The sequence below is a fragment of the Bacillus sp. FSL L8-0358 genome (assembly GCF_038593095.1).
Classification (GTDB): domain Bacteria; phylum Bacillota; class Bacilli; order Bacillales; family Bacillaceae; genus Bacillus; species Bacillus subtilis.
Window position 1 is genome coordinate 1,078,600 of record NZ_CP151962.1, and the last position, 24,219, is coordinate 1,102,818.

At 45.0% G+C, this 24,219-nt stretch carries 24 protein-coding genes and 1 pseudogene; 13 read left to right on the forward strand and 12 right to left on the reverse strand.

Annotated features, from left to right (window positions below):
- Nucleotides 1-34 precede the first annotated feature (34 nt).
- Entirely contained in the window at nt 35-1,012 is a 978-nt protein-coding gene (fabHB, locus tag NYE49_RS05575; RefSeq protein ID WP_047182371.1) for a beta-ketoacyl-ACP synthase III FabHB, read from the reverse strand.
- Between the two features lie 128 nt (nt 1,013-1,140).
- Between fabHB and NYE49_RS05580 the strand changes: the two genes are divergently transcribed.
- The 4 genes from NYE49_RS05580 to NYE49_RS05595 all read left to right on the forward strand — a co-directional run bounded on the left by NYE49_RS05580 (nt 1,141) and on the right by NYE49_RS05595 (nt 3,793).
- A complete protein-coding gene (locus tag NYE49_RS05580) occupies nt 1,141-1,917 on the forward strand; it encodes a YhfC family intramembrane metalloprotease (protein WP_047182372.1) in 777 nt (258 codons plus the stop codon).
- A gap of 114 nt (nt 1,918-2,031) precedes the next feature.
- Nucleotides 2,032-2,199 carry a hypothetical protein gene (locus tag NYE49_RS05585; protein ID WP_172398294.1) on the forward strand — a complete coding sequence of 56 codons (168 nt, stop codon included), beginning with the start codon at nt 2,032-2,034 and terminating at the stop codon, nt 2,197-2,199.
- A gap of 133 nt (nt 2,200-2,332) precedes the next feature.
- The gene (locus NYE49_RS05590) at nt 2,333-3,373 is read left to right on the forward strand and encodes a M42 family metallopeptidase (RefSeq protein WP_038428732.1); all 1,041 of its coding nucleotides are present in this window, start codon (nt 2,333-2,335) and stop codon (nt 3,371-3,373) included.
- 12 nt (nt 3,374-3,385) lie between these two features.
- Nucleotides 3,386-3,793, forward strand: coding sequence for an ASCH domain-containing protein (locus NYE49_RS05595; RefSeq protein ID WP_047182373.1), 408 nt, complete (start codon nt 3,386-3,388; stop codon nt 3,791-3,793).
- Between the two features lie 36 nt (nt 3,794-3,829).
- Here NYE49_RS05595 and gltT read toward each other — a convergent pair whose 3' ends face one another.
- Nucleotides 3,830-5,119, reverse strand: coding sequence for a glutamate/proton symporter GltT (gene gltT / locus NYE49_RS05600; protein ID WP_003245579.1), 1,290 nt, complete (start codon nt 5,117-5,119; stop codon nt 3,830-3,832).
- 270 nt (nt 5,120-5,389) lie between these two features.
- On the reverse strand, nt 5,390-5,524 hold the full coding sequence (gene yhfH, locus NYE49_RS05605) for a protein YhfH (RefSeq protein WP_003244802.1): 135 nt from the start codon (nt 5,522-5,524) through the stop codon (nt 5,390-5,392).
- A gap of 157 nt (nt 5,525-5,681) precedes the next feature.
- On the opposite strand from yhfH, the gene NYE49_RS05610 reads away from it, so the two are divergent.
- The 4 genes from NYE49_RS05610 (at nt 5,682) to lcfB (ending at nt 9,792) form a co-directional block, all read left to right on the forward strand.
- Entirely contained in the window at nt 5,682-6,416 is a 735-nt protein-coding gene (locus NYE49_RS05610) for an MBL fold metallo-hydrolase (RefSeq protein ID WP_047182374.1), read from the forward strand.
- Nucleotides 6,417-6,428: 12 nt separating this feature from the next.
- Nucleotides 6,429-7,424: a lipoate--protein ligase LplJ gene (gene lplJ / locus NYE49_RS05615; RefSeq protein ID WP_014479356.1), complete on the forward strand. Its 996-nt coding sequence runs from the start codon at nt 6,429-6,431 to the stop codon at nt 7,422-7,424.
- A 64-nt stretch (nt 7,425-7,488) separates the two neighbouring features.
- Nucleotides 7,489-8,133, forward strand: a complete 645-nt coding sequence (locus NYE49_RS05620) for an SDR family oxidoreductase (RefSeq protein ID WP_047182376.1) — start codon at nt 7,489-7,491, stop codon at nt 8,131-8,133.
- Nucleotides 8,134-8,250: 117 nt separating this feature from the next.
- On the forward strand, nt 8,251-9,792 hold the full coding sequence (gene lcfB / locus NYE49_RS05625; protein ID WP_047182377.1) for a long-chain-fatty-acid--CoA ligase LcfB: 1,542 nt from the start codon (nt 8,251-8,253) through the stop codon (nt 9,790-9,792).
- Between the two features lie 38 nt (nt 9,793-9,830).
- Here lcfB and NYE49_RS05630 read toward each other — a convergent pair whose 3' ends face one another.
- The gene (locus NYE49_RS05630) at nt 9,831-10,226 is read right to left on the reverse strand and encodes a hypothetical protein (protein WP_003245187.1); all 396 of its coding nucleotides are present in this window, start codon (nt 10,224-10,226) and stop codon (nt 9,831-9,833) included.
- Between the two features lie 148 nt (nt 10,227-10,374).
- Between NYE49_RS05630 and NYE49_RS05635 the strand changes: the two genes are divergently transcribed.
- Nucleotides 10,375-11,640, forward strand: coding sequence for a M48 family metallopeptidase (locus tag NYE49_RS05635; protein ID WP_047182378.1), 1,266 nt, complete (start codon nt 10,375-10,377; stop codon nt 11,638-11,640).
- Nucleotides 11,641-11,693: 53 nt separating this feature from the next.
- Here the strand turns inward: NYE49_RS05635 and aprE are convergent, their stop codons facing one another.
- Complete coding sequence (gene aprE / locus NYE49_RS05640) at nt 11,694-12,839, reverse strand: subtilisin AprE (protein WP_046340224.1); 1,146 nt, start codon at nt 12,837-12,839, stop codon at nt 11,694-11,696.
- Between the two features lie 426 nt (nt 12,840-13,265).
- Between aprE and NYE49_RS05645 the strand changes: the two are divergent.
- The 3 genes and pseudogenes from NYE49_RS05645 to NYE49_RS05655 all read left to right on the forward strand — a co-directional run bounded on the left by NYE49_RS05645 (nt 13,266) and on the right by NYE49_RS05655 (nt 15,959).
- A pseudogene (locus NYE49_RS05645) lies at nt 13,266-13,708 on the forward strand (GNAT family N-acetyltransferase).
- A 71-nt stretch (nt 13,709-13,779) separates the two neighbouring features.
- Nucleotides 13,780-14,772, forward strand: coding sequence for an acryloyl-CoA reductase (locus NYE49_RS05650; RefSeq protein WP_003233163.1), 993 nt, complete (start codon nt 13,780-13,782; stop codon nt 14,770-14,772).
- 215 nt (nt 14,773-14,987) lie between these two features.
- Entirely contained in the window at nt 14,988-15,959 is a 972-nt protein-coding gene (locus NYE49_RS05655; protein WP_047182379.1) for an ABC transporter substrate-binding protein, read from the forward strand.
- A gap of 31 nt (nt 15,960-15,990) precedes the next feature.
- Here NYE49_RS05655 and phoE read toward each other — a convergent pair whose 3' ends face one another.
- From phoE to NYE49_RS05685, 6 genes are all read right to left on the reverse strand, one after another.
- Complete coding sequence (phoE, locus tag NYE49_RS05660; RefSeq protein WP_003233157.1) at nt 15,991-16,572, reverse strand: phosphatase PhoE; 582 nt, start codon at nt 16,570-16,572, stop codon at nt 15,991-15,993.
- A 70-nt stretch (nt 16,573-16,642) separates the two neighbouring features.
- A complete protein-coding gene (locus NYE49_RS05665) occupies nt 16,643-17,737 on the reverse strand; it encodes an acetyl-CoA C-acyltransferase (RefSeq protein WP_047182380.1) in 1,095 nt (364 codons plus the stop codon).
- Nucleotides 17,734-19,173, reverse strand: a complete 1,440-nt coding sequence (locus NYE49_RS05670; protein ID WP_047182381.1) for an acyl-CoA synthetase — start codon at nt 19,171-19,173, stop codon at nt 17,734-17,736. Before NYE49_RS05670 ends, NYE49_RS05665 begins: the two co-directional genes overlap by 4 nt.
- Nucleotides 19,174-19,177: 4 nt before the next feature.
- The gene (locus NYE49_RS05675; RefSeq protein ID WP_015383271.1) at nt 19,178-19,738 is read right to left on the reverse strand and encodes a biotin transporter BioY; all 561 of its coding nucleotides are present in this window, start codon (nt 19,736-19,738) and stop codon (nt 19,178-19,180) included.
- 134 nt (nt 19,739-19,872) lie between these two features.
- Complete coding sequence (gene hemAT / locus NYE49_RS05680; RefSeq protein ID WP_174616632.1) at nt 19,873-21,171, reverse strand: heme-based aerotactic transducer HemAT; 1,299 nt, start codon at nt 21,169-21,171, stop codon at nt 19,873-19,875.
- A gap of 138 nt (nt 21,172-21,309) precedes the next feature.
- Nucleotides 21,310-22,839 carry an FAD-dependent oxidoreductase gene (locus NYE49_RS05685; protein ID WP_174616631.1) on the reverse strand — a complete coding sequence of 510 codons (1,530 nt, stop codon included), beginning with the start codon at nt 22,837-22,839 and terminating at the stop codon, nt 21,310-21,312.
- 111 nt (nt 22,840-22,950) lie between these two features.
- Here NYE49_RS05685 and NYE49_RS05690 point away from each other — a divergent pair, with 111 nt between their 5' ends.
- Nucleotides 22,951-23,808: an SDR family oxidoreductase gene (locus NYE49_RS05690; protein ID WP_015483049.1), complete on the forward strand. Its 858-nt coding sequence runs from the start codon at nt 22,951-22,953 to the stop codon at nt 23,806-23,808.
- Nucleotides 23,809-23,835: 27 nt separating this feature from the next.
- Here the strand turns inward: NYE49_RS05690 and NYE49_RS05695 are convergent, their stop codons facing one another.
- Complete coding sequence (locus NYE49_RS05695) at nt 23,836-24,069, reverse strand: IDEAL domain-containing protein (RefSeq protein ID WP_003233142.1); 234 nt, start codon at nt 24,067-24,069, stop codon at nt 23,836-23,838.
- Nucleotides 24,070-24,219: the final 150 nt, after the last annotated feature.

Consider the following 24,219-nt stretch of genomic DNA (forward strand, 5'->3'; position numbering starts at 1 on the left):
GGGGTCAGTCCCTTGGAAACAAGTTCTTTTTTTGTTACATTCCCCATTTAATAAGCAATCCTGTATAGGTTAATCCGCCGCCAAATCCGAAAAGCAAAACGATTTGATCTTTTTTCAGCTTCCCGGCTTTCACTGCGAGATCGAGCGCCAAAACAATTGAAACCGAAGACGTGTTTCCATAGTGCTCAACACTAGTGAGCGTTTTTTCAATCGGGAACGGTGTTTTTTCACAAATTGACTCGATCATGCGCAAGTTGGCGCTGTGAGGAACAAACCAATCGAGATCATCAGAGCTGAGTCCTGCTTTATGTAAAAGCCGTTCAAATTCGCCAGGGACGGTTCTTGCGGCCCATTTATATACCTCGCGTCCGTTTTGCACCATTTTTCCAGAACCGACGAGCTGCACACCGTTTATTTCATTTCGCAGTCCGGCACGATACAAAATATCGCCGCCGTTCCCGCTTGTTCCTTGTACAGACGCAAGAAATCCCGGCGTCTCTTCATCTCGTTCCACTAACAGCGCACCCGCCGCATCGCCGAACAGAACGCATGTCGTTCGATCGGTATAATCCGTTACCTTTGATAACGTCTCTCCGGCGATCACGAGAATTTTTTGATGAAGGCCAGATGTGATCAATCCATTTGCCAAATGGAGGCCGTAAGTCAGCCCGGCGCATGTCGCATTAATATCCAGCGCGCCGGTGCTTTCCCAGCCGAAATATTCCTGTACGCGGCATGCCGTACTCGGAAAGGCGTAATCGGATGTGGTTGTGGCAACGAGGATCATATCGACATCATCAAGTGTTCCTTTATAACGGCTCTTGAGATTCTTCACCGCTTCTATGCATAAATCAGAGGTAAATTGATGTTCATCCGCAATCCGGCGTTCTCTCATTCCTGTGCGCTGAACGATCCATTCATCAGAGGTATCAACGATCTTTTCTAAATCTACATTGGTTAAACGTCTGCTCGGCGCATAGGTGCCGATAGCTGTAATTTTTGCTTTTGACATATGAATCACTCCTTATGGTCAGATTATAACACTAGATATTAGTATCTGGTACTAAAAAGAAGGTTTTTTTACAAAAAAAGAGAAGTGTAGAATAGGGAATCTATGAAAAAGAAAAAGGAGGCTGAAAAATGGTCAGTCAAGAAGCAGTAGTCTTTTTGGCATTATCCGGGGCTATTGCGTTTCTGTTGCCAATCGGGCTGATTGTATGGTTTAAGCGAAAGTATGGCGCCTCGCTTAAAGTGTTTTTTATTGGCGCTCTCACGTTTTTTGTCTTCGCTCAGCTGCTGGAAGGCGGCGTTCATGTTTATGTACTGCAAGTGAATGAAATGACGAAAGAAGCGATGCAACATCCATTATGGTATGGCATTTACGGCTGCTTGATGGCCGGAATTTTTGAGGAGTGCGGAAGGTATATGATGATGCGATTTTTTATGAAGCGCCATCATACCTGGGCGGATGGTCTGGCTTTCGGGGCAGGCCATGGCGGGCTTGAAGCCATCCTGATTACAGGTTTGTCCTCTATCTCACTTATTGTATACGCATTTGCAATCAATAGCGGGACGTTTGAACAGCTTTTAGTCAATGGCGACGTCAAACAGGCGCTTTTGCCGATACAGGAGCAGCTGCTGCATACTCCTTCGTATGAATGGCTGCTGGGCGGAATAGAAAGAATCAGTGCCATTGCCGTCCAGATTGGTCTGTCTCTGCTTGTTTTGTACGCGGTTAAAAGCCGCCGGCCGTTGTTTTTGTTGTATTCTATTCTTTTACATGCACTGTTTAATGTACCGGCGGTTTTATATCAGAGAGGAATCATAGAGCATGCTGCAGCTGTTGAAATCATTATTGCTCTTATAGCGGCTTTATCAGTTTATTGGATTGTAAAAGCAAAAAGGGTGTTTCAATAAAAGGTCCAAGCAGCAGCAATGCCCGCTTGGAAAAATGTGAATGGAAATATTCATTAAGCATGGGTCATCAGAATATTTCTGATTCAGTCTTTAGCAATGACAGCAAGAATGTCTGTGTTTTTTACAAGAGAAACAATGGTGTTTCTTTTTCTTCTTCTTCTCGCAAGGGTCATGGCATTCTTTCTTTTTCTTGCAATGGTCGTGGAAATCTTTATCGAACCACTCGTCAAAGAACCAAAAATCATCGAACCAATCGTGACAACGACATTTCTGTTCATGTGAATGACGACAGCACATAGATATCCCTCCTCTTCCCATGCTCTCTACAGCATATGAGAGATTGATAGGAAAAGATTGGACGGGTCCCTCGGGAAAAGAGTATATTTTAAGTAGAAAATAAAAGGAGGAATGCCCTATGACGTCCGTACGTAAAACGATGGAGCTCATTAAAGAACTTGTATCGATCCCAAGTCCGACAGGAAATACATATGAGGTGATCAATTATATTGAAAGCCTTTTAAAAGAATGGAAGGTAGAAACGGTTCGGAACCACAAGGGCGGCTTAATTGCAACGCTTCCAGGACGCGACACATCCCGGCATCGTATGCTGACAGCGCACGTTGACACCCTCGGCGCTATGGTGAAGGAGATTAAAGCGGACGGCCGGCTGAAAATCGACTTAATCGGCGGGTTCCGCTACAACTCGATTGAGGGGGAGTATTGCCAAATTGAAACCGCCTCGGGAAAAACATACACAGGCACAATTTTAATGCATCAAACGTCTGTGCACGTATACAAAGACGCGGGAAAGGCTGAGCGGAATCAAGAGAATATGGAGATCCGCCTAGATGAACCTGTTCACTGCCGGAAAGATACGGAGGAGCTTGGCATTGGCGTCGGAGACTTTGTGTCGTTCGATCCACGTGTCGAGATCACATCAAGCGGATTTATTAAATCGCGCCATTTGGATGACAAAGCAAGCGTCGCCTTATTGCTCCGCTTAATTCATCAAATTCAAACAGAAGACATTGAGCTGCCGTATACAACCCATTTTCTTATTTCCAATAATGAAGAAATCGGTTACGGCGGAAATTCGAATATTCCTCCTGAAACAGTTGAATATTTGGCGGTTGATATGGGGGCTATCGGTGACGGGCAGGCGACTGATGAATATTCAGTATCAATCTGTGTGAAGGATGCGAGCGGGCCGTATCATTATCAGCTCAGAAAGCATTTAGTTCAATTAGCCGAGAAGCATCATATCGACTATAAGCTTGATATATATCCGTACTACGGGTCTGATGCGTCAGCAGCGATCAAATCAGGGCATGATATTGTGCATGGCCTCATAGGGCCGGGAATTGATGCTTCCCATGCATTTGAACGCACCCATAAATCATCTCTTCGCCATACCGCTAAGCTTCTGTATTACTATGTACAGTCACCAATGGTATAAGGGGGAGGACCAATGAAGATTTATAAGCTGAAAAGCACATTCGGCTGGGAAGGTGATGACGGGTTGGGAGAACAGCTGATTCAGCAGATCCTTGCCGGAGAAAAAACCGCCACGTGCGCGCCGAAATCATTGTATTCAAAAGATGAATTGAGGGACGTTTATCAAACAGCGGGTCAGCTTGTTACCGTTTATGATAAACATGACAATCCAAGATGCAATATAAAAGTAACAGATGTCTTTGAAACCACCTTTGGTGCGCCTGATATGAGGTTAGTCAAAGGAGAGGGCAATGGAGACCGAATTGAGGAGTTTCAAGAGGATCATCAGATGGCATGGGCGGAACTGATCAAAAGCGGTGAACTGGAGCTGAATGAGGATACTGTTTTGATTACAGAACTGTTTGTGCTTGTTAAAGATTAAAAAAACCTGCGGGGCAAGAACCCCGCAGGCTTTTCATTAACCAGAAATGGTTGCGTTTTGTTCTGTTTTCGATTGGGACATAACAGTTTCTGCTTTCGCAGGATTAAACATGCCTTCCCATTTAGACATCACAACGGCAGCAAGCGCGTTACCAGTCAGGTTGACAACTGTACGTGCCATATCCATGATGCGGTCTACGCCGGCAATAAAGGCAAGTCCTTCAGCCGGAACGCCGATGGTGCCAAGCGTTGCAAGCAAGACAACAAAAGAAGTACCAGGCACGGCAGCCATCCCTTTAGATGTCACCATTAAGACGAGCACAAGCGTAATTTGGTGCCAAATCGTCAAATCAATGCCATATACCTGTGCTAAAAAGAGTGCGGCAATAGATTGATAGAGAACGGAACCGTCTAAGTTAAACGTGTAACCGATCGGAATGACAAATGAAACAATGCCTTTCGGACATCCGATTTTCTCCATTTTTTCCATGATACGCGGAAGAACCGTTTCAGAGCTGGACGTACTGAACGCCAGTAAGATCTCGTCCTTCATGTAAGCAAGAAACTTGAAGATACTGATGCCGGCAATTTTTGCGACAATCCCGAAAATAACAATTAAGAAGAAAGCAAGCGCGACATAAACCAATCCGACGAGCTTTCCGAGAGAGATAAGAGAACCGAGTCCGAATTTAGACACAGTCACACCGATAAGAGCGAAAACGCCGAATGGCGCCACTTTCATCACAAGGTTTACAACGTGGAACATGGCATGGGATACACCTTCAAAAAAGGCTAATACAGGCTTGCCTCTTTCACCGATCGCGGAAATACCCAATGCAAATAGTACTGTAAAGCAGATGATGGCTAGAAGATCCCCTTCGACCAATGACTGGAAGAAGTTTGTCGGCACAATATGGAGGAACGTTTCCGCCACTGATTTATTACTTTGTTCTTTTTCAGTTTCAACATATTGACTGATGTCCGATTTTTGAGCTTCGTGTATATTAACTCCTGTACCCGGATGGAAGATGTTTGCAAGGGCTAGTCCGAGAATAATGGCAAAAGTCGTGATGATCTCGAAGTACAGAATCGTTCTGAAGCCTAATTTACCGACTTGCTTTCCATTTCCTGCACCGGCTACACCGATGATTAAGCTGGAGACAACAATAGGAATCACTATCATTTTGATTAAGCGTAAAAAGAGATCCCCGATTGGCTGCAGGTAAGTAGGCAATGCTGGGTTGCCATACCAAATGACGCCAACAATGACACCTAGAATAAGTCCAACGAATATTTGTGTGGCTAATCCAAACTTAATTCTTTTCATAGATTACCTCCCAAAAAACAAAGTATCAACATATATCATGAATAGACATATATTTAATCTCACTATTAGATCAAATTATAATAGATAAGAAATCAATTCGTCTATAGTAAATTATATTTCGAAAATAAAGAATATTCAATGACATAATGATAATCACCAGAATTATCTAAAAACAGGTGAGCTTTGACCTAACCTGACTATTATTTCAAAATTAAGAGATATGTGAAAAAATAAGAAAATCCCACGCGTAAGGCGCGGGATTTTCGCTCATTACAAATCGTTTACTTTTATACAGTCATTGCAGATATTACCATAGCACTCATGCTGCTCTTCTATCTTTTTTCCGCATTCCGCACACTTTTTCGAAGGCAGGTTTCTAAAAAATTCTGTGATTTTCCCCAGCATAACCAATCCCTCTTTCCCCTTTGTAGTGATTTCATTGTAATATAACAGATTGAAAAAATCAATAACTGTTTTGATACAATGTTTAAAACATGCTTTTTTCAAGAAAAATGGGTATATTGAAGGAGGATCAATTTTTTTGAAAAGATAGGAGGACATTATGAAAGTTACAGTTATCGGATGCTATGGCGGTTTTCCGGCCGCAAATGAAGCGACGTCAGGCTATTTGTTTCAATCAGGTGATTACTCTCTGCTTGTTGATTGCGGCAGTGCCGTATTGTCTAAGCTGTTCGGATATGTGCCGGCGGAAAAGCTGGATGCGGTCGTTCTGTCTCATTATCACCATGACCATATCGCTGATATCGGGCCGCTTCAATTTGCCAAGCAAGTCGGTTCGTTTCTCGGCAAAGGAGAGCATACGCTTCCGATTTACGCACATGATGCTGATATAGAACAGTTTCAAAAGCTTACATATAAAACACATACAAAAGGGATCGCCTATCAGCCGGATCAGCCGCTGACTGCCGGTCCGTTTACGATCACCTTTTTAAAAACGATTCACCCGGTGACGTGCTATGCCATGCGGATTACTGACGGCAGCCACACTGTCGTTTATACTGCTGATTCCAGCTATCAGGATTCATTTATACCGTTTTCGAAAGATGCTGATTTATTGATCTCGGAATGCAATTTTTATGCCGATCAAGACGGAACAAGTGCAGGCCATATGAACAGCCTGGAAGCCGGGCGCATTGCAAACGAAGCGGGAGCGGGAGAACTGCTGCTGACACATTTGCCGCATTTTGGCGTGCATGACAACCTTCGCAAAGAAGCGAAAACCGTTTTTAACGGAGAAGTGAATATTGCGAAATCAGGTTTTGTGTGGGAAGGATAAAGGAGGAGCACCATGTTATTTATAGACAATCAAAATATCAATGATCCGCGGATCAATCTTGCTATCGAGGAGTACTGTGTCAAGCATTTAGACCCTGAACAGCAATATTTGCTCTTTTATGTGAATCAACCGTCTATTATCATTGGGAAAAACCAAAATACAATAGAAGAAATCAATACAAAATATGTTGAGGAAAACGGGATTATCGTCGTCCGCCGTTTATCAGGCGGGGGCGCTGTGTACCATGATCTGGGGAACTTGAACTTCAGCTTTATTACCAAGGATGACGGGGACAGCTTTCATAACTTTAAAAAATTCACTGAGCCGGTGATTCAGGCGTTACATCAGCTTGGGGTTGAAGCCGAATTAAGCGGCCGGAACGACATTGTAGTAGATGGCCGGAAAATATCCGGAAACGCTCAGTTTGCAACGAAAGGCCGTATTTTCAGCCACGGCACCCTCATGTTTGATTCAGCCATTGATCATGTTGTATCAGCATTAAAGGTGAAAAAGGATAAAATTGAATCAAAAGGCATCAAATCGATCAGAAGCCGAGTAGCAAACATTAGTGAGTTTCTCGATGATAAAATGACCACCGAAGAATTCCGCAGCCATTTGCTTCGCCATATTTTTAACACAAACGACATTGGAAACGTGCCGGAGTATAAGCTGACGGAAAAAGATTGGGAGACCATTCATCAAATTTCGAAAGAGCGCTATCAGAATTGGGATTGGAACTACGGCCGCTCGCCAAAATTTAACCTTAATCATTCGAAGCGTTATCCGGTTGGATCGATCGATTTGCGCCTGGAAGTCAAGAAAGGCAAAATCGAGGACTGCAAAATCTTCGGAGATTTCTTCGGTGTCGGTGATGTATCTGAAATTGAAAACCTGCTGGTCGGAAAACAATACGAACGCAGCGTCATCGCTGATGTGCTCGAAGGTGTGAATCTCAAGCATTACTTTGGGAACATTACGAAAGAGGATTTCCTTGATCTGATTTATTAAGGCAAAACACATCGTTTGAAAGAGCGGTTGTGTTTTTGAAATAATGGAGGCAGGAGGGATTCACATGAAAGTGTTTTTAATCGGAGCGAACGGACAAATCGGGCAAAGACTCGTCTCTTTATTCCAAGATAATCCTGATCATTCCATCAGAGCGATGGTCAGAAAAGAAGAACAGAAAGCGTCTCTTGAAGCTGCCGGTGCAGAAGCTGTGCTTGCGAATCTGGAGGGCAGCCCGGAAGAAATCGCCGCTGCGGCAAAAGGCTGTGACGTGATCATTTTCACAGCCGGTTCCGGCGGCAGCACAGGCTATGATAAAACGCTGCTGGTGGATCTTGATGGAGCGGCAAAAGCCATTGAAGCTGCGGACATTGCCGGAATCAAACGGTTTATTATGGTCAGCGCCCTGCAAGCCCATAACCGTGAAAATTGGAATGAGGCACTCAAACCTTATTATGTGGCCAAGCATTATGCTGATAAAATTCTGGTAGCGAGCGGTTTAACCTATACGATTATCCGTCCGGGAGGCCTTCGCAATGAGCCTGGAACGGGAACTGTTTCAGCAGCGAAGGATCTGGAGCGGGGATTTATTTCCCGTGATGACGTTGCAAAAACGGTCATTGCCTCTTTAGATGAGAAGAATACGGAAAATCGGGCCTTTGATCTGACAGAAGGAGATACGCCGATTGCCGAAGCATTGAAGAAACTATGACAGTACTGACACTCAGGGCTTTTTGCTCTTGAGTGTTTTTTTCTGTTTCTCTATAATGGAGGAGAAAGCTTGGCTTCAACAATGAATGACTATTCATTCACTTTAAGGGGTGGGAGAATGAATCTTGTTTCAAAATTGGAAGAAACAGCATCTGAGAAGCCCGACAGCATCGCATGCAGGTTTAAAGATCACAAGATGACGTATCAAGAGCTGAATGAACATATTCAGCGATTTGCGGACGGCCTTCAGGAAGCCGGTATGGAGAAAGGGGACCATCTAGCTTTGCTGCTTGGCAATTCGCCTGATTTTATCATCGCGTTTTTTGGCGCTTTAAAAGCTGGGATCGTGGTTGTTCCCATCAATCCGTTGTACACGCCGACAGAAATTGGTTATATGCTGACAAATGGTGATGTAAAGGCGATCGTGGGCGTTAGCCAGCTTTTGCCGCTTTATGAGAGCATGCATGAATCGCTGCCAAAGGTTGAGCTCGTCATTTTATGCCAGACGGGAGAGGCCGAGCCGGAAGCTGCGGACCCAGAGGTCAGGATGAAAATGACAACGTTTGCAAAAATATTGCGGCCGACATCTGCCGTTAAACAAAACCAAGAACCTGTCCCTGATGATACCGCGGTTATTTTATATACGTCAGGAACGACTGGAAAACCGAAAGGCGCGATGCTGACTCATCAGAATTTGTACAGCAATGCCAACGATGTCGCAGGCTATTTGGGAATGGATGAGAGGGACAATGTGGTCTGCGCTCTTCCCATGTTTCACGTGTTTTGTTTAACCGTCTGCATGAATGCACCGCTGATGAGCGGCGCAACTGTCTTGATTGAGCCTCAATTCAGTCCGGCATCTGTTTTTAAGCTTGTTAAGCAGCAGCAGGCGACCATTTTTGCCGGTGTACCTACGATGTATAATTACTTGTTTCAGCATGAAAACGGAAAGAAAGATGATTTTTCTTCCATCCGGCTGTGCATTTCGGGAGGCGCGGCCATGCCAGTCGCGTTGCTGACGGCGTTTGAAGAAAAATTCGGTGTTACCATTTTGGAAGGCTACGGGCTCTCGGAAGCATCACCCGTCACGTGCTTTAACCCGTTTGACAGGGGCAGAAAGCCGGGCTCCATAGGGACAAGTATCTTACATGTCGAAAACAAGGTCGTAGATCCGCTCGGACGCGAGCTGCCTGCTCACCAGGTCGGCGAATTGATCGTGAAAGGCCCCAATGTGATGAAGGGCTATTATAAAATGCCGATGGAAACAGAGCATGCCTTAAAAGACGGCTGGCTTTATACGGGGGACTTGGCAAGACGGGATGAGGACGGCTATTTTTACATTGTTGACCGGAAAAAAGACATGATCATTGTAGGAGGATACAATGTGTATCCGCGGGAGGTGGAGGAGGTGCTGTACAGCCATCCGGACGTCAAGGAGGCGGTTGTCATCGGCGTGCCGGACCCCCAAAGCGGGGAAGCGGTAAAGGGATATGTGGTGCCGAAACGCTTTGGGGTAACAGAAGAGGACATCATGAAGCACTGTGAAAAGCATCTGGCAAAATACAAGCGGCCTGCCGCCATTACGTTTCTTGACGATATTCCGAAAAATGCGACGGGGAAAATGCTCAGACGGGCACTGAGAGATATTTTGCCCCAATAAAATGAAAAAGCGAAGCGGTTAGCTTCGCTTTTTCATTTTCAATCCTTTGCTTCTTTTTTAATAATATTTAGCAGCGCCTTTGTATCATTTTTGCTTAATTTGTAGTATGTGCCATCCTTCAAAAAAACGGCTTGCTGGCTGCCGTCAATCCATAGTCTGAATGAGTCATACCGGTCTTTATGAAACTTGATTGTCCCTTCGTAATCAGGGGCTGATGTTTTTTCTGTCTTCACCTGTTTTCCCTGATTCATAATATCCAGCATATCTTTGACGTGCTGTCTTTTTTCAATCTCGATATCTTCCTGGCCGCTTGAAGACAGTGTGATCAAATCCGCGTCTACCGATTGATACACATCGCCTGATCGGCTGTAAAGATAGAAAAATGCTATAAACACAAGACCGATTACCACGATGGCTGCCACTATTTTTTTCATTTTCATCACTCCAAACATTGTTAGTTTTCCCAGCGATCGGGCTTTCCATGCTTAAAAGGGTGGAAAAGTGCGGAACACAGCTTGGTTCTAAGAATTTGAATTTATGATTAGAATAGAAGTAACGGGTTGATGTGAGGAGTGAGGCGTTATGCGCAAGTGGATTGCGGCAGCAGGACTTGCTTACGTGCTGTACGGGCTGTTTTTTTATTGGTATTTTTTCCTGTCGGGTGATTCCGCAATACCGGAAGCCGTGAAAGGGACGCAGGCTGATCCGGCTTCTTTCATGAAGCCGTCTGAGTTGGCAGTGGCCGAGCAGTATTCGAATGTCAAGAATTTTTTATTTTTTATCGGGGTACCACTTGATTGGTTTCTGTTTTTTGTTCTGCTGGTCAGCGGTGTTTCAAAGAAAATCAAGAAATGGATGGAAGCGGCCGTGTCTTTTCGGTTTTTGCAGACCGTTGGTTTTGTCTTTGTGCTTTTGCTGATTACAACATTGGTGACGCTGCCTTTAGATTGGATAGGCTATCAAGTATCGCTTGACTATAACATTTCCACACAGACAACGGCCAGCTGGGCTAAGGATCAGGTTATCAGCTTTTGGATCAGCTTTCCAATCTTTGCGCTTTGCGTTCTCGTTTTTTATTGGCTGATCAAAAGGCATGAAAAAAAATGGTGGTTATACGCCTGGCTGTTAACAGTGCCGTTTTCGCTTTTTCTGTTTTTTATTCAGCCGGTCATTATCGATCCTTTATACAATGATTTTTATCCGCTGAAAAACAAAGAGCTTGAAAGCAAAATTTTAGAGCTGGCAGATGAAGCCAATATTCCGGCTGATCATGTATATGAAGTGAACATGTCAGAAAAAACAAATGCGCTGAATGCCTATGTTACAGGAATTGGGGCCAACAAACGGATTGTATTGTGGGATACGACGCTGAACAAACTTGACGATTCAGAAATTCTGTTTATTATGGGCCACGAAATGGGCCATTATGTCATGAAGCACGTCTATATCGGACTGGCCGGCTATTTGCTCGTGTCGCTCGCTGGATTTTATGTCATTGATAAGCTTTACAAGCGGACGGTTCGCCTAACCCGCAGCATGTTTCATTTAGAAGGGCGGCATGATCTTGCGGCACTTCCGCTGTTATTGCTTTTGTTTTCTGTTTTGAGCTTTGCGGTGACGCCTTTTTCTAATGCTGTCTCGCGTTATCAGGAGAATAAGGCTGACCAGTATGGGATCAAGTTGACAGAGAACAGAGAAGCCGCTGTTAAAACGTTTCAGGATTTGGCCGTGACGGGGCTGAGCCAGGTTGATCCTCCGGTGCTTGTGAAGATTTTCAGAGGCAGCCATCCGTCGATCATGGAACGGATTCAACATGCGGAGAAAGAAGAGAATGCGTCGGAACATTAGGATGCTGACAAATAAAAAGAAGCAGGTATGGAGGAACCTGCTTCTTTTTACTATTATTGTGCAGCTGCTTGTACGTTGATTAACCCTTTTCCATAGTAGAAAGAGTTTCCAAGATATGTTGCAGTGCTTTCTAAACGATCACGGACTTGCGCGTTTGTCCAAGTCGGATGCTTAGAAAGAATTAGCGCTGCTGCTCCGGCAACGTGAGGAGTCGCCATTGACGTTCCGTTGTAAGCACCGTAAGTGCCTCCAGGAAGTGTGCTTTGGATGGACACGCCAGGAGCCATTACATCAAGCTCAGAACCTGCGCTTGAGAATGAAGCTCTTTGGTTGCTGCTGTTTACCGCACCTACCGCAATGGTAGAAGGATATTTTGCAGGGTAGCCGACTGTGCTTGTGCTGCCCGATGAACCTTCGTTTCCGGCAGCGGCAGCAACGACGATACCGCTGGAAACTGCTTTATCAACGACTGTTTTCAGAGCTGTAGATCCAGAAGGTCCGCCAAGGCTCATGTTGATAACATCCATATTGTTGGAAATAGCCCACTCAATGCCGTTAATAATCCAGCTGTATTGGCCGCTTCCTGTTGAGTCAAGAACTTTTACTGCATATAACGATGCGTTTGGCGCTACGCCCAGAACACCGATTGTGTTATTAAGAGCGGCAATCGTACCGGCTACATGTGTGCCGTGAGAACTGCCGTCCTGGTATGGGTTTGTTTCAGAAGGTACGAAGCTTGCTCCGCCTCTGACGTTTAAGTCAGGATGAGAAGAGTCAATTCCGCTGTCGATAACAGCTACTTTTACGTTAGAGCCTGTGTAGCCTTGAGAGTGAAGAGCCGGCGCTTTAATTTGAGAAATGCCGTAAGGAACAGATTGCGCATATTCATGTGCAATATGATCTTCTTCCACATATGCAACGCTCGGATCTTGTTTCAATTCTTTTACAGCTTTTTCATCCAATGTTGCTGCGGCTGCGTTAACATACTTAAACTGCTTTTGAACCTTTCCGCCTTTTTCAGAAATAACATCCTTTTTCTTGGCGGAACTCATGGCACTCATTGTCTGTTTAAATCCAACAATGTATTTCTTTTCTGTACTGCTTTTTCCGGCAGCCTGCGCAGACATGTTGCTGAACGCCATCGTAAAGATTAACGTTAACGCAAACAACAAGCTGATCCACAATTTTTTGCTTCTCACTCTTTACCCTCTCCTTTTAAAAAATTCAGAGTAGACTTACTTAAAAGACTATTCTGTGAATTTATTGTAATAGATGGAATAATATTTTAGTAGACCCATTTTTTTGAGATGATTTTATCTCTATTTAGGTATATCATCTCTCGCTATTTCCGTAGAGACTCGAAATAACTACTTTCATACAGAAAAGAACGAAAATAGACATGAGTAAATGTTCATTATGCTGAAATGTCATGCTTTTTTAGGTTAAATGCTCCTGAGTCCCGGCAAAATCCTGTCGAAAAAATTCGTTCAAATGACCTGCATGTGTTTCCGTGAGAACAATGGATATTATCGTGATATTTTTTCAATGCATGATGATAAAAGTATTCTGGAAAATAAACTTTACAGAAAATTCTATTAGGGATAGAAGAGGGAGGAAGAAATGAGATGAACATTCGCCAAGCAAAGACATCAGATGTGGCCGCCATTGCGCCGTTGTTTAACCAATATCGGGAATTTTATAGACAGGCATCTGATTTGCAAGGGGCAGAGGCTTTTTTGAAAGCTCGTTTGGAAAATCACGAGTCTGTTATTTTGATAGCAGAAGAAAATGGAGAATTCATAGGCTTTACCCAGCTCTATCCAACGTTTTCTTCTGTGTCAATGAAAAGGATCTACATATTAAATGACTTATTTGTCGTTCCTCAGGCGCGTACAAAGGGAGCCGGTGGCCGGCTTCTTTCTGCCGCAAAGGATTATACAGGGGGGCAAAATGTTTAGCACTTCAGACTGAGCACCACAACCGGAAGGCAAGAAGCTTGTATGAGCAAAACGGCTATGAAGAGGATACCGCATTTGTCCATTATCGTCTCAATGTGCCGGCGAAGTGAAAATGGCGGCTTGATGATTTGGTTTTTTGAACGTTCTTCGGTTACGATATAAATGAAAAGGAGTGTGCCGAATGTCAACGTTATTTCAAGCATTGCAGGCAGAAAAAAATGCCGATGATGTTTCAGTCCATGTGAAAACCATATCAACAGAGGATTTGCCGAAGGATGGTGTCCTGATTAAAGTTGCTTATTCCGGCATCAATTACAAAGATGGTCTGGCCGGAAAAGCAGGAGGCAATATTGTCAGAGAGTATCCGCTTATTTTAGGCATCGATGCTGCGGGTACGGTCGTCTCTTCCAATGATCCGCGTTTTGCGGAGGGGGATGAGGTGATCGCGACAAGCTATGAGCTCGGTGTCTCCCGTGATGGCGGATTAAGTGAATACGCTTCGGTGCCTGGTGACTGGCTGGTGCCTTTGCCACAGAATCTTTCGTTAAAAGAAGCGATGGTGTACGGAACGGCGGGATTTACTGCGGCGTTATCAGTGCATCGGCTTGAACAGAACGGTCTGTCTCCGGAAAAAGGCAGCGTGCTAGTCACAGGAGCAACTGGCGGTGTCGGCGGAATTGCGGTATCGATGCTGAACAAGCGGGGCTATGATGTGGTGGCAAGCACCGGAAACCGGGAGGCGGCTGATTATTTGAAACAGCTCGGTGCAAGCGAAGTAATCAGCAGGGAAGATGTCTATGACGGAACGCTTAAGGCGCTGTCCAAGCAGCAATGGCAGGGAGCGGTTGATCCAGTCGGCGGAAAACAGCTTGCCTCGCTTTTAAGCAAAATTCAATACGGCGGATCTGTCGCGGTGAGCGGCTTAACCGGAGGAGGAGAAGTTCCGGCAACGGTGTATCCTTTTATTCTTCGCGGAGTAAGCCTGCTCGGAATCGATTCAGTATACTGTCCGATGGACGTCAGAGCCGCTGTTTGGGAGCGCATGTCTTCTGATCTCAAGCCTGATCAGCTGCTGACCATCGTAGACAGGGAAGTATCATTGGAAGAAACGCCGGGTGCGTTAAAAGATATTTTGCAAAATCGCATTCAAGGAAGAGTGATTGTGAAGCTTTAACAGGATCAGCTTGCAGAGAATGTTATTTTTCTGCAAGCTTTTTTGTGGACAGGATGATCAGCTGCTGAACTGCTGTGTCGCGAAACAAGATTTTCCTGTAAGCCGAACTTTCTCTTCTCATTTTAAAATAATTGGTGATAATGATTCTCATTCCGTGTTATACTACTCTTGGACATCTTAACCATAGAAACTACCAACAGGAGAGACTGGAACATATGAAAAAAACACTGATTATTCTTACAGTTTTACTTCTTTCTGTCTTACCGGCTGCTTGCTCGTCTTCAAGCGGCAATCAAAACAGTAAAGAACATAAAGTGGCGGTAACACATGATTTAGGGAAGACAGATGTGCCTGAGCATCCGAAGCGGGTTGTTGTTCTTGAGCTTGGTTTTATTGATACACTGCTTGATCTCGGCATTACGCCTGTCGGGGTTGCCGATGACAACAAAGCGAAGCAGCTGATCAACAAGGATGTGCTGAAGAAAATTGACGGCTACACATCTGTCGGCACTCGCTCACAGCCAAGCATGGAAAAAATCGCTTCATTAAAACCCGATTTAATTATTGCCGACACGACCCGGCATAAGAAGGTGTACGATCAGCTGAAAAAAATAGCGCCGACGATTGCGCTTAATAATTTAAATGCTGATTATCAGGATACAATTGACGCTTCACTTACGATTGCAAAAGCAGTCAGCAAGGAGAAGGAAATGGAGAAAAAGCTGACGGCGCATGAAGAAAAGCTTAGCGAGACAAAGCAGAAAATCAGCGCGAACAGCCAGTCCGTGCTTTTGATCGGAAATACAAATGATACGATTATGGCCAGGGATGAAAACTTCTTTACATCAAGACTTTTAACACAGGTCGGCTATCGATATGCAATCAGTACGTCAGGTAATAGCGATTCAAGCAATGGCGGCGACTCTGTGAATATGAAAATGACACTGGAGCAGCTGCTGAAAACAGATCCGGATGTGATCATCCTGATGACAGGAAAAACAGATGACCTCGACGCCGACGGTAAACGCCCGATCGAAAAGAATGTCCTTTGGAAAAAGCTGAAGGCAGTGAAAAATGGGCATGTATACCACGTGGACCGTGCGGTGTGGTCTTTGCGCCGCAGTGTAGACGGGGCGAATGCCATTTTGGACGAGCTTCAAAAAGAGATGCCGGCTGATAAGAAATAAAAGAAAAGACAGGCAAACACCTGTCTTTTTCTTATTTGATAAAGCCGGATAAGTGGCTGTTGATATTATAGTCTTTTATCCGCCATTTTTCTTCTGCAAATTCAATGTTGCTGAGGCAGGCGTTGACGAGGCGCGTGCTTTGAAGCTCCGGGTCACCGCCCGATATTTCCGTCAGCAGTGCGTGAATTGCCGCACCGTGCGCCACGATCAGTACCTTCTTGTTTGGGTACGCCTGGTTCACTTTTGCCAAACCGCCCATCAGCCTGTCAGTGAGTTCTTCTAACGTTTCCATATTCGGATAGATGTTATCCGGATAGCGCTTTGTCCGTTCCTCCAGCGGCATGCCCTCCGCGTCGCCGTAATCGCGCTCCTTAAAATCATCCATCTCGACAATCGGAAGATGCAGATATTCATTAATAATTTCCGCGGTTCTTTTCGCTCTTTTCAGCGGGCTCGTCACGATAATATCCCAAGAAAAGTCCTTTACATATTCTCCGGTTTCTCTTGCTTGGCGTTCACCTGTTGCGTTTAGCGGAATATCGGTTTTGCCTTGGCATTTTTGCTGCAGGTTCCAATCGGTTTCTCCATGTCTTACTAAGCAAACGGCTGTCATAAAATCCCCTTCCTGACTTTATTCATATCACTATTATACTAAATCGAAAGCGTGCATCCTATGAAAAAGCCTATGCAAGAACTTCAAATAATAACGCCAGCCCGATTCCGCCGCCGCTTCCGATGGCTGCAACAGCATATTGACAGTTTGTCCGTCTTTTCGCTTCATAAAACAATCTGGTTACCAGAGCTGCACCTGATGCACCGTATGGATGGCCAAGAGCTAATGCGCCGCCGCGCACATTGATTTTTGAAAAGGGAATTCCGAGTTCTTGCGAGCAGACACAAATTTTGACGGCAAAGGCTTCATTGATTTCAAATAAACCGATATCCTCAGGTGTTACATCGTGTGTATATAAGAGGTTACGGATCGCATCAACCGGTGCCGCGGGCGGATAGTTGGGGTGAATCCCGCTGACTGCGCTGCCGATAAACCGGAGAACAGGCTTAAGTCCCAGGGCTGCCGCTTTTTCTTCTTTCATTACCAAAAGAGCCGCTGCTCCGTCTGCTATGCCGCTGCTGTTGGCTGCTGTGACTGTTCCGGAGCTGGTGTCGAAAACCGGCTTTGCGCGGGGAATAATCGCTTTTATCGGACGTGTTTTCAAAAATGCTTCGTCTGTCTCCAATTCCCCGAGAGTAACAATTTCTTCACGGTAAAATCCTCCATCATGCGCGTTCCTGCTGCGTTGATGGCTGAGAAGCGCGTACTCATCCTGCATGTTTCTGCTGATGGAATAACGTGCTGCCGTATATTCTGCTGCGATTCCCATGTCGGGATCGCCGATGGCATCTGGAGAAAAGCGGGCCCGTTCTGAAAAAGGGGATTGGCTGCTGCTTTCTGAGCCGCCCGCGATATACATCGTGCCGGCTCCCGCTTGAATAAGGCTGCAGGCATAGCGCACAGCTTCAAGGCCGGAGCCGCACTGTCTGTCAATTGTCATTCCGGGAACCGATAAAGGCAGTCCGGCTTGAGGGGCTGACAGTCTGGCGAGGTTGCCGCCTCTGCCGGTAGCGTTTCCGAGAATGACCTCGTCAATTTGATCCTCTAGCTTTCGGCTGAGACAGCGGATGATGGGAGCCGCCAAATCCTCCGGCAGGAAGGGCTTCAGCAGTCCGTTTTGATTTCCAAAGATCGTTCGTTTTGCATCAACAATAACCGCATTCATTTATACTGTACACCCTTTTCCAGCCATTTTTTCACTCTGGAACGGGCAATTTTTCCGCTGCTCGTTTCCGGCAAGCTGTCTGCAAACACCCATTTTTTCGGGATTTTGTAGGAGGCTAATTTCTGTTTACACCAGGCTTTCAGTGTTCTGGCATTAGCGTTTCCAAGAATGACAGCTACAGCGATTTCTCCCCAATACTCGTCGGGAATGCCAACGACAGCCGCGCTTTCAACCTCTGGGCAGGCGAGAAGCACACGTTCAATTTCTTCTGGGAAAATATTTAATCCTCCGTACACGATCATCCCGTTTTCTCTTCCTGATATGTATAGAAAGCCATCCTCATCAACATAGCCCATATCATCCACAGTCATCCATTCATCTGGTGTGCTGCCGTTCACATAGCCGGAAAACCGCATCGGGCTTTTGACAAATATTTTTCCGACTTCCCCTGGCTGACAGCGTTCTCCTCCAGCGTTGCGGATTTCGATCCGGACATTATGAAAAGGGCGGCCCGCTGACTGCGGCTTCCGTTTGCTGTCTTCCGGTGAAGAAAACGTCACAAAACTAAGCTCTGATGTGCCGTAAAAATCGTACAGCTTGAGATGAGGCCATGCAGCGGCAAGCTTCTTCTTGGATTCTGCCGGCCAGTCTGCGCCGGATGAAATGATTTTGACGGGACTGTCGGGAAAACCCTCAATCCTTGCGAGGGCGTCTGTCATCGTCGGTACGGTATAGAGAACACTGATGGATTCACGGCACAGCCATTCCTTCGCTTTGGCAGGAGAAAACTTTTTCAGCAAACAAACGGTTCCTCCGAGAAACAAAGTGCTGACAGCCCCATATAGGAAGTGAGAGGACATTAACGTCCCGGGAATCAATACCGTGTCATTTGATGAAATTGAAAAATCTGTTTCTGTACAGGTAAAGCTCTCTATCCATGAGCGGTGAGATCGCGTAAAGGCCTTCGGTTTTCCTGTCGAGCCCGACGTAAATCCCATATAAAAAGGGTGCTCCGGATCAATGGTAGGCAAGGGATCAGCGGTTGCTTCAGAAATATCTGCCATACAGTTATCCAGCAAAACAACAGGTATCTGGCTATCTGTCAGTTTGTTTTTAAAAAAGGCTAAAGTAACCACAAGATCCGCATTGCTTATGGACAGCCTCTCCTTGCATTCAGCCGGGCTCCAGCGTGTGTCGATGGGAATTGCCGTACATCCAGCCGCTGCTGCTCCGGCAAACAGCTGTAAAAACGCCAGACTATTTGGGAGCAGGATCGCCACACGATTCGGCATGCTCGGCTGTGACCGCAGCCAATTTGCGGTTTGAAAGACAAGCCGATCCCAATCCTGGTACGTGATTTGCTCCGATTCAGTCTGGATCGCCACACGCCCGGGCGATGTTGCGGCAATAGATGAATAGGTATGAGTAATTGTCATAAAATCAGCCTCCTTTCGTAAACATCGTATCAGAAAGAGACAAGGCTTGAGTGATTTTTATCGCCAGAAATGCAGATACAGCCGCTTTTATCAAATCACCGGGCACATATGCAAGGCTCATGAAGGCGGCCTGTGACAAATCAATATGCATGATAAAAGCTTGTACCGGTATACCAAGCAGATAAATAAAGATGATGCCGAATACAATATGAGTGAAAAAGAGACGCAATACTGTCACCTTCCGCATCCTGTTAGCGGCTAAACTGATAAGCCATGAAGCGAGGGGATAAGCAATCAAAAAGCCTGCGCTCGGTCCGAAAAACACACCAAAACCGCCTCGTCCGCCGGGCAACAGCGGCGCTCCGAAGGCGACGAGCAGCAAAAAGACAAGCTGGCTTAAGAAAGCAGACTTTGGCCTGAGGATGCTGCCTGCCAGCATGACACCAAGCGTTTGCAATGTAATCGGAACAGGTGTAAAGGATAAGAAGAGAGGGGGCATAAAGCCGAGCACTGCCATCAGTGCGGTGAAAATAGCAATATGCATCATGTCGATTAATTTCAGCATGTGAAATCCTCCAAACAGTAATCAAATATGGTTATACAATAAATGCAGGTAATTATTATGTCAACTGATTTTTAATTTAAGTTTACATAATGAACGCAAAAAAACCGGCCGTATGGCAGACCGGTTTTTGATGGTTATTCTTCTGTCAGGATGACAAGCGAATCAACGGAAGCGGCCACATGGGAAACGGCGCGGCTGACTTCCTGAAGCCCTCCAAGAAAGGCTTGCAGATCGACGTCGATTTTGCCTGATTGCTCTTTGCTGATTTTCATGCTGTGGACGATTTCATCGAATAAGCGGTTAATTTGCGTCATTTTTTCTTTACTGTCGCTGACTAGCTCATTCACGTCTTTGATATGCTTGGATACAATGTTGATTTGTGTATTCGTATTGTTCACAAGCTCAGAAACAGTAGAGACGGTTTTTTTCGTGTCCTCAGAAAGCTTCCGTACTTCATTTGCCACGACAGCAAAGCCTTTGCCGTGTTCTCCGGCGCGGGCGGATTCAATAGATGCATTAAGCGAGAGAAGGTTTGTTTGTTCAGCTATGCCTGTGACGATGCCGAAGATTTTTTCAATTTGCTGCGCGATTTCATCCAGCTTGACCATTTCTTTTTCGATTTGGACAAGGCTTGTGTCAATTTTGTTCATCTGTTTTTGTTGGACTTCTAGCTCTTTTTTTCCGCCGATCGACTTTTCTTCAACAGTGCTGGATGTTACAGTGCCGGCTTTGGATGCTTGAGAAATGCCTTCAGATTTGTCCACAAGCTCTTGAACTGATCTGCTTGTTTCTGAAAACAGATTGGCAATCGATCCAGAGGTTTCTTGAATTTTCTGATGAAGAAGGTTTTTCTTTTCTTCTTGTTCATCGCGGGTTTGGTTGTACTCGCTTTGAAACGCTTCAAGGACAAGCTGCTGTTCTAAGTTCAAGATTTTTGTTGTTGCTTTAATGGCTTTCAGCAGTTCTTGCTGATTTATAATGGACGCTTCGCAAATGTCAATCATTGACAAAAGGAGCTCTTGAAACGCACCCATATACCATTTTGGCAAAAGGCCGATTCTTAAATGGATGGAGGCGATTCGGTTACGCTTTTCAATAAATTCATCATCGATAACGCCTGCAAACATTTCCTGAATATGCCGTTTTAACGTTTGTTTTAATCGGTCAACTGAGCTGTGATCATTAATGATATCCATCAATGAGCTTTCATGGTCAAGGTTTTTATAAAACGCATCAACGATGCATACGATATTTTCTTGAATGAGTGGCTGAAGCTGCTCTAACACGTAAAGCTCAGCATCTCCCAACCTGACCATTTTGAGCTGTTTTTTGACATCTGCATGTTTGTTTGTGAGCTGAATGCGGTTTTTTTGTTGTCCGTTTGAATCTGAAAAGTAAGCTGTTTCTTGTTTTCTGTCTTTTTTAAATAACAATACAATGATCCCCCTTGGGAAAAATATAATTTTTACTTTTTGGCTTTTTAAGCCTTTTTCTTTTTTATCGGCCAAGGGAAACATGAATGAAGCTGCAGATGAAAAATATTTGAAAAACCGTTCATTAAAATGAACGGTTTAATCGAGATCTATTTGTTTTAATGGTTTAATGGCCGGACCCTCTACAACTTCGCCAGATGGCTTAAAGCGTGATCCGTGGCACGGACAATCCCACGTATGCTCACTGTCGTTCCACTCGACCTCGCAGCCTAAATGGGTACAAGTCGTATCAACGAGATGGAGGCAGCCTGTCTCATCCCGAAATGCTCCCGCTCGCCTGCCGTTTATGGAGACGGCTTTCCCTTCTCCTGGCGAAATGTCTTCAAATTGGACATCAGGCTTTTCAAGCTTTCCTTTAATCAAATGCTTGGCGACATCGGCATTGTAGGAAATCACTTTCTGCAACCCGGGATTCAGATGGAAACGGGACGGAGTGAAAATGCTTTCGTATGGATTGTCTTTTTTCTCCACAAGGTCTGACAATAAAGTAGCTGCGACTGCTGAGGACGTCATGCCCCATTTTTTAAACCCGGTCGCTACTAGAATATTGTCCTCATTTTCCGACATCGGCCCGATAAACGGGATTTTATCGATCGTCACTAGATCTTGGGTGGACCAATAATATGGAATGCTTTCGATGCCGATGGTGCTTTCGGCCAGTTGTCTTAGTGTTTCATAATGTGTAGACATGGCTTTTCCCTGGCCTGTTTTATGGCTTACTCCGCTGAAGAGAATCAGCTTTTCACCGTTTACAACCGTATAGCGGAGCGCCACTGACGGTTGATCGATACTCAAATACATGCCCTCGGGATACTCGATCTTCGGCTTGATGGCAAGGACATAAGATCTGTCGGAGTACATTCTCGCAGCATATAATCCGCCTCCGTCATAAAAAGGGAAGTGGGAACAGCATATGATAAAGCGGCTCTTAATAGCGTGCCGGCTTTTTGTTACCACTTCGGGCCTTTCGCCTTTTTTGATATCAAGCGCAACGGTCTCTTCATAAATTCGGCCGCCTTTTTGAACAATTTGCTCCAGAAGCGCTTTTAAGTATTGAAGCGGATGAAATTGAGCTTGATTCTTCATGACAAGCGCCAGCTTAGAACCTAAGGGAATTGGAAGATCCTTGATAAGGTCTCTTTCAATTCCGAGTTTTGTGTATGCCTCATGCTCGGTGCGGATTTTTTGAACAGCGTTTTCATTTGCCGTATAAAGATATGCGTCTTGCTCGATCCATTCACAATCAATTTGATGTTCATCCACAATGCCTTTTATGTAATCAATTGCGTTTTGGTTTGCTTCATAATAAAGCCTCGCATGGTTTAATCCGAAATTGCGGATAAATTCGTCGTATATCATGTCATGCTGTGCGGTAACTTTAGCAGTTGTATGCGCAGTGGTTCCGTTAAGAACCTGATTTGCTTCAATCAAAACGACACGGAAGCCTCTCTTCGTAAGTTCATATGCCGTTGTGATTCCTGTAATCCCGCCTCCGATAATGGTGACGTCACATTCAGTGTCCTCTTGAAGCGCATGAAAAGAAGGCAGGTCAGTTGATGTTTTCCAGTATGTTTCAGGTGCTTCCTTTGCAAAATGTTGATTAGCCAAGCCGTTATACCTCCAATCAGATTTATTCTTAATTTTTCCATATTCTATCTTTTCATACATAGGAAGCAGGCATTGTTCATAACATAATAAGGTTGAAAAGGAGTGATTTCATTGGCGAATCAAAAAAAGAAAACATTACCGCCTCAGCACCAGAACCAGCAGCCTGGTTTTGAATATCTCATGGACCCGCGTCCGGTTTTTGATAAGCCGAAGAAAGCGAAAAAATTAGAGGGCAAAACCGCTATTATTACTGGAGGAGACAGCGGGATTGGACGCGCTGTCTCGGTGTTATTCGCAAAAGAAGGGGCTAATGTGGTCATTGTGTATTTGAATGAACATCAGGACGCCGAGGAAACAAAGCAGTATGTAGAAAAGGAAGGGGTAAAATGCCTGCTGATTGCAGGAGATGTCGGGGATGAAGCGTTTTGCAATGATGTGGTCGCGCAGGCAAGCCAAGTGTTTCCATCCATTGATATATTGGTTAACAATGCAGCTGAGCAGCATGTCCAGCCCAGCATTGAAAAAATCACCAGCCACCAACTGATCAGAACCTTCCAAACAAACATTTTTTCCATGTTTTACTTAACAAAGGCCGTGCTGCCTCATTTAAAAAAAGGGAGCTCTATTATTAATACCGCTTCAATTACCGCCTATAAAGGCAATAAAACGCTGATTGATTATTCAGCGACAAAAGGCGCGATCGTTACGTTTACAAGGTCTCTTTCCCAGTCGCTTGTTCAGCAGGGCATACGGGTCAATGCAGTGGCACCGGGTCCCATTTGGACACCGCTTATCCCGGCCAGCTTTGCCGCAAAAGACGTGGAAGTGTTTGGTTCAGACGTGCCGATGGAACGCCCGGGACAGCCGGTCGAAGTGGCGCCAAGCTATCTATACCTTGCCAGCGACGATTCCACATACGTCACAGGACAGACGATTCACGTCAATGGCGGAACAATTGTGAACGGATAATAAAAAGCCAATCCTTGAAGGATTGGCTTATTCGCTCTGCTTGAGCGCTGCATATTCTTTAGAGAGCGTAAGAAACGCATCTTTATCTTTTTCGTCCAAGGCTTTGTTAATTTGGTCCGTCAGCATGGCAAGCCGACGGTTATACAAGGATTCATCGAGCACCATTTGAATGTAAATATCCGTCATTGTGACATCGAATTCTTTTGTTTTTTGCGTGTTGCGGGACTTCATGAGCTCAGTGTACGATTTTTTCTCTTTCATAAAGAATCCCCCCAATGCCTTTTTTATAGTATATGGATAACGGTCGAAAAAATCAATAAATTTTTATAATTTTTAGACAACTAATACTTGGCAATCTATCGACATATCCTGCAAAATGCCGTAAACCGGCAAGTCTTATGAAAGTAAAAT

What these genes read in the sequence shown, in the direction of transcription:
- phoE (WP_003233157.1), bottom strand. Translation starts at nt 16,572, where the DNA reads ATGACAGCCGTTTGCTTAGTAAGACATGGAGAAACCGATTGGAACCTG.
- lcfB (WP_047182377.1), top strand. Translation starts at nt 8,251, where the DNA reads ATGAATCTTGTTTCAAAATTGGAAGAAACAGCATCTGAGAAGCCCGAC.
- NYE49_RS05655 (WP_047182379.1), top strand. Translation starts at nt 14,988, where the DNA reads ATGAAAAAAACACTGATTATTCTTACAGTTTTACTTCTTTCTGTCTTA.
- NYE49_RS05630 (WP_003245187.1), bottom strand. Translation starts at nt 10,226, where the DNA reads ATGAAAAAAATAGTGGCAGCCATCGTGGTAATCGGTCTTGTGTTTATA.
- NYE49_RS05595 (WP_047182373.1), top strand. Translation starts at nt 3,386, where the DNA reads ATGAAGATTTATAAGCTGAAAAGCACATTCGGCTGGGAAGGTGATGAC.
- NYE49_RS05635 (WP_047182378.1), top strand. Translation starts at nt 10,375, where the DNA reads ATGCGCAAGTGGATTGCGGCAGCAGGACTTGCTTACGTGCTGTACGGG.
- NYE49_RS05590 (WP_038428732.1), top strand. Translation starts at nt 2,333, where the DNA reads ATGACGTCCGTACGTAAAACGATGGAGCTCATTAAAGAACTTGTATCG.
- yhfH (WP_003244802.1), bottom strand. Translation starts at nt 5,524, where the DNA reads ATGCTGGGGAAAATCACAGAATTTTTTAGAAACCTGCCTTCGAAAAAG.
- NYE49_RS05610 (WP_047182374.1), top strand. Translation starts at nt 5,682, where the DNA reads ATGAAAGTTACAGTTATCGGATGCTATGGCGGTTTTCCGGCCGCAAAT.
- NYE49_RS05620 (WP_047182376.1), top strand. Translation starts at nt 7,489, where the DNA reads ATGAAAGTGTTTTTAATCGGAGCGAACGGACAAATCGGGCAAAGACTC.
- NYE49_RS05580 (WP_047182372.1), top strand. Translation starts at nt 1,141, where the DNA reads ATGGTCAGTCAAGAAGCAGTAGTCTTTTTGGCATTATCCGGGGCTATT.
- NYE49_RS05665 (WP_047182380.1), bottom strand. Translation starts at nt 17,737, where the DNA reads ATGAATGCGGTTATTGTTGATGCAAAACGAACGATCTTTGGAAATCAA.
- NYE49_RS05670 (WP_047182381.1), bottom strand. Translation starts at nt 19,173, where the DNA reads ATGACAATTACTCATACCTATTCATCTATTGCCGCAACATCGCCCGGG.
- fabHB (WP_047182371.1), bottom strand. Translation starts at nt 1,012, where the DNA reads ATGTCAAAAGCAAAAATTACAGCTATCGGCACCTATGCGCCGAGCAGA.
- NYE49_RS05695 (WP_003233142.1), bottom strand. Translation starts at nt 24,069, where the DNA reads ATGAAAGAGAAAAAATCGTACACTGAGCTCATGAAGTCCCGCAACACG.
- lplJ (WP_014479356.1), top strand. Translation starts at nt 6,429, where the DNA reads ATGTTATTTATAGACAATCAAAATATCAATGATCCGCGGATCAATCTT.
- NYE49_RS05675 (WP_015383271.1), bottom strand. Translation starts at nt 19,738, where the DNA reads ATGCTGAAATTAATCGACATGATGCATATTGCTATTTTCACCGCACTG.
- NYE49_RS05650 (WP_003233163.1), top strand. Translation starts at nt 13,780, where the DNA reads ATGTCAACGTTATTTCAAGCATTGCAGGCAGAAAAAAATGCCGATGAT.
- gltT (WP_003245579.1), bottom strand. Translation starts at nt 5,119, where the DNA reads ATGAAAAGAATTAAGTTTGGATTAGCCACACAAATATTCGTTGGACTT.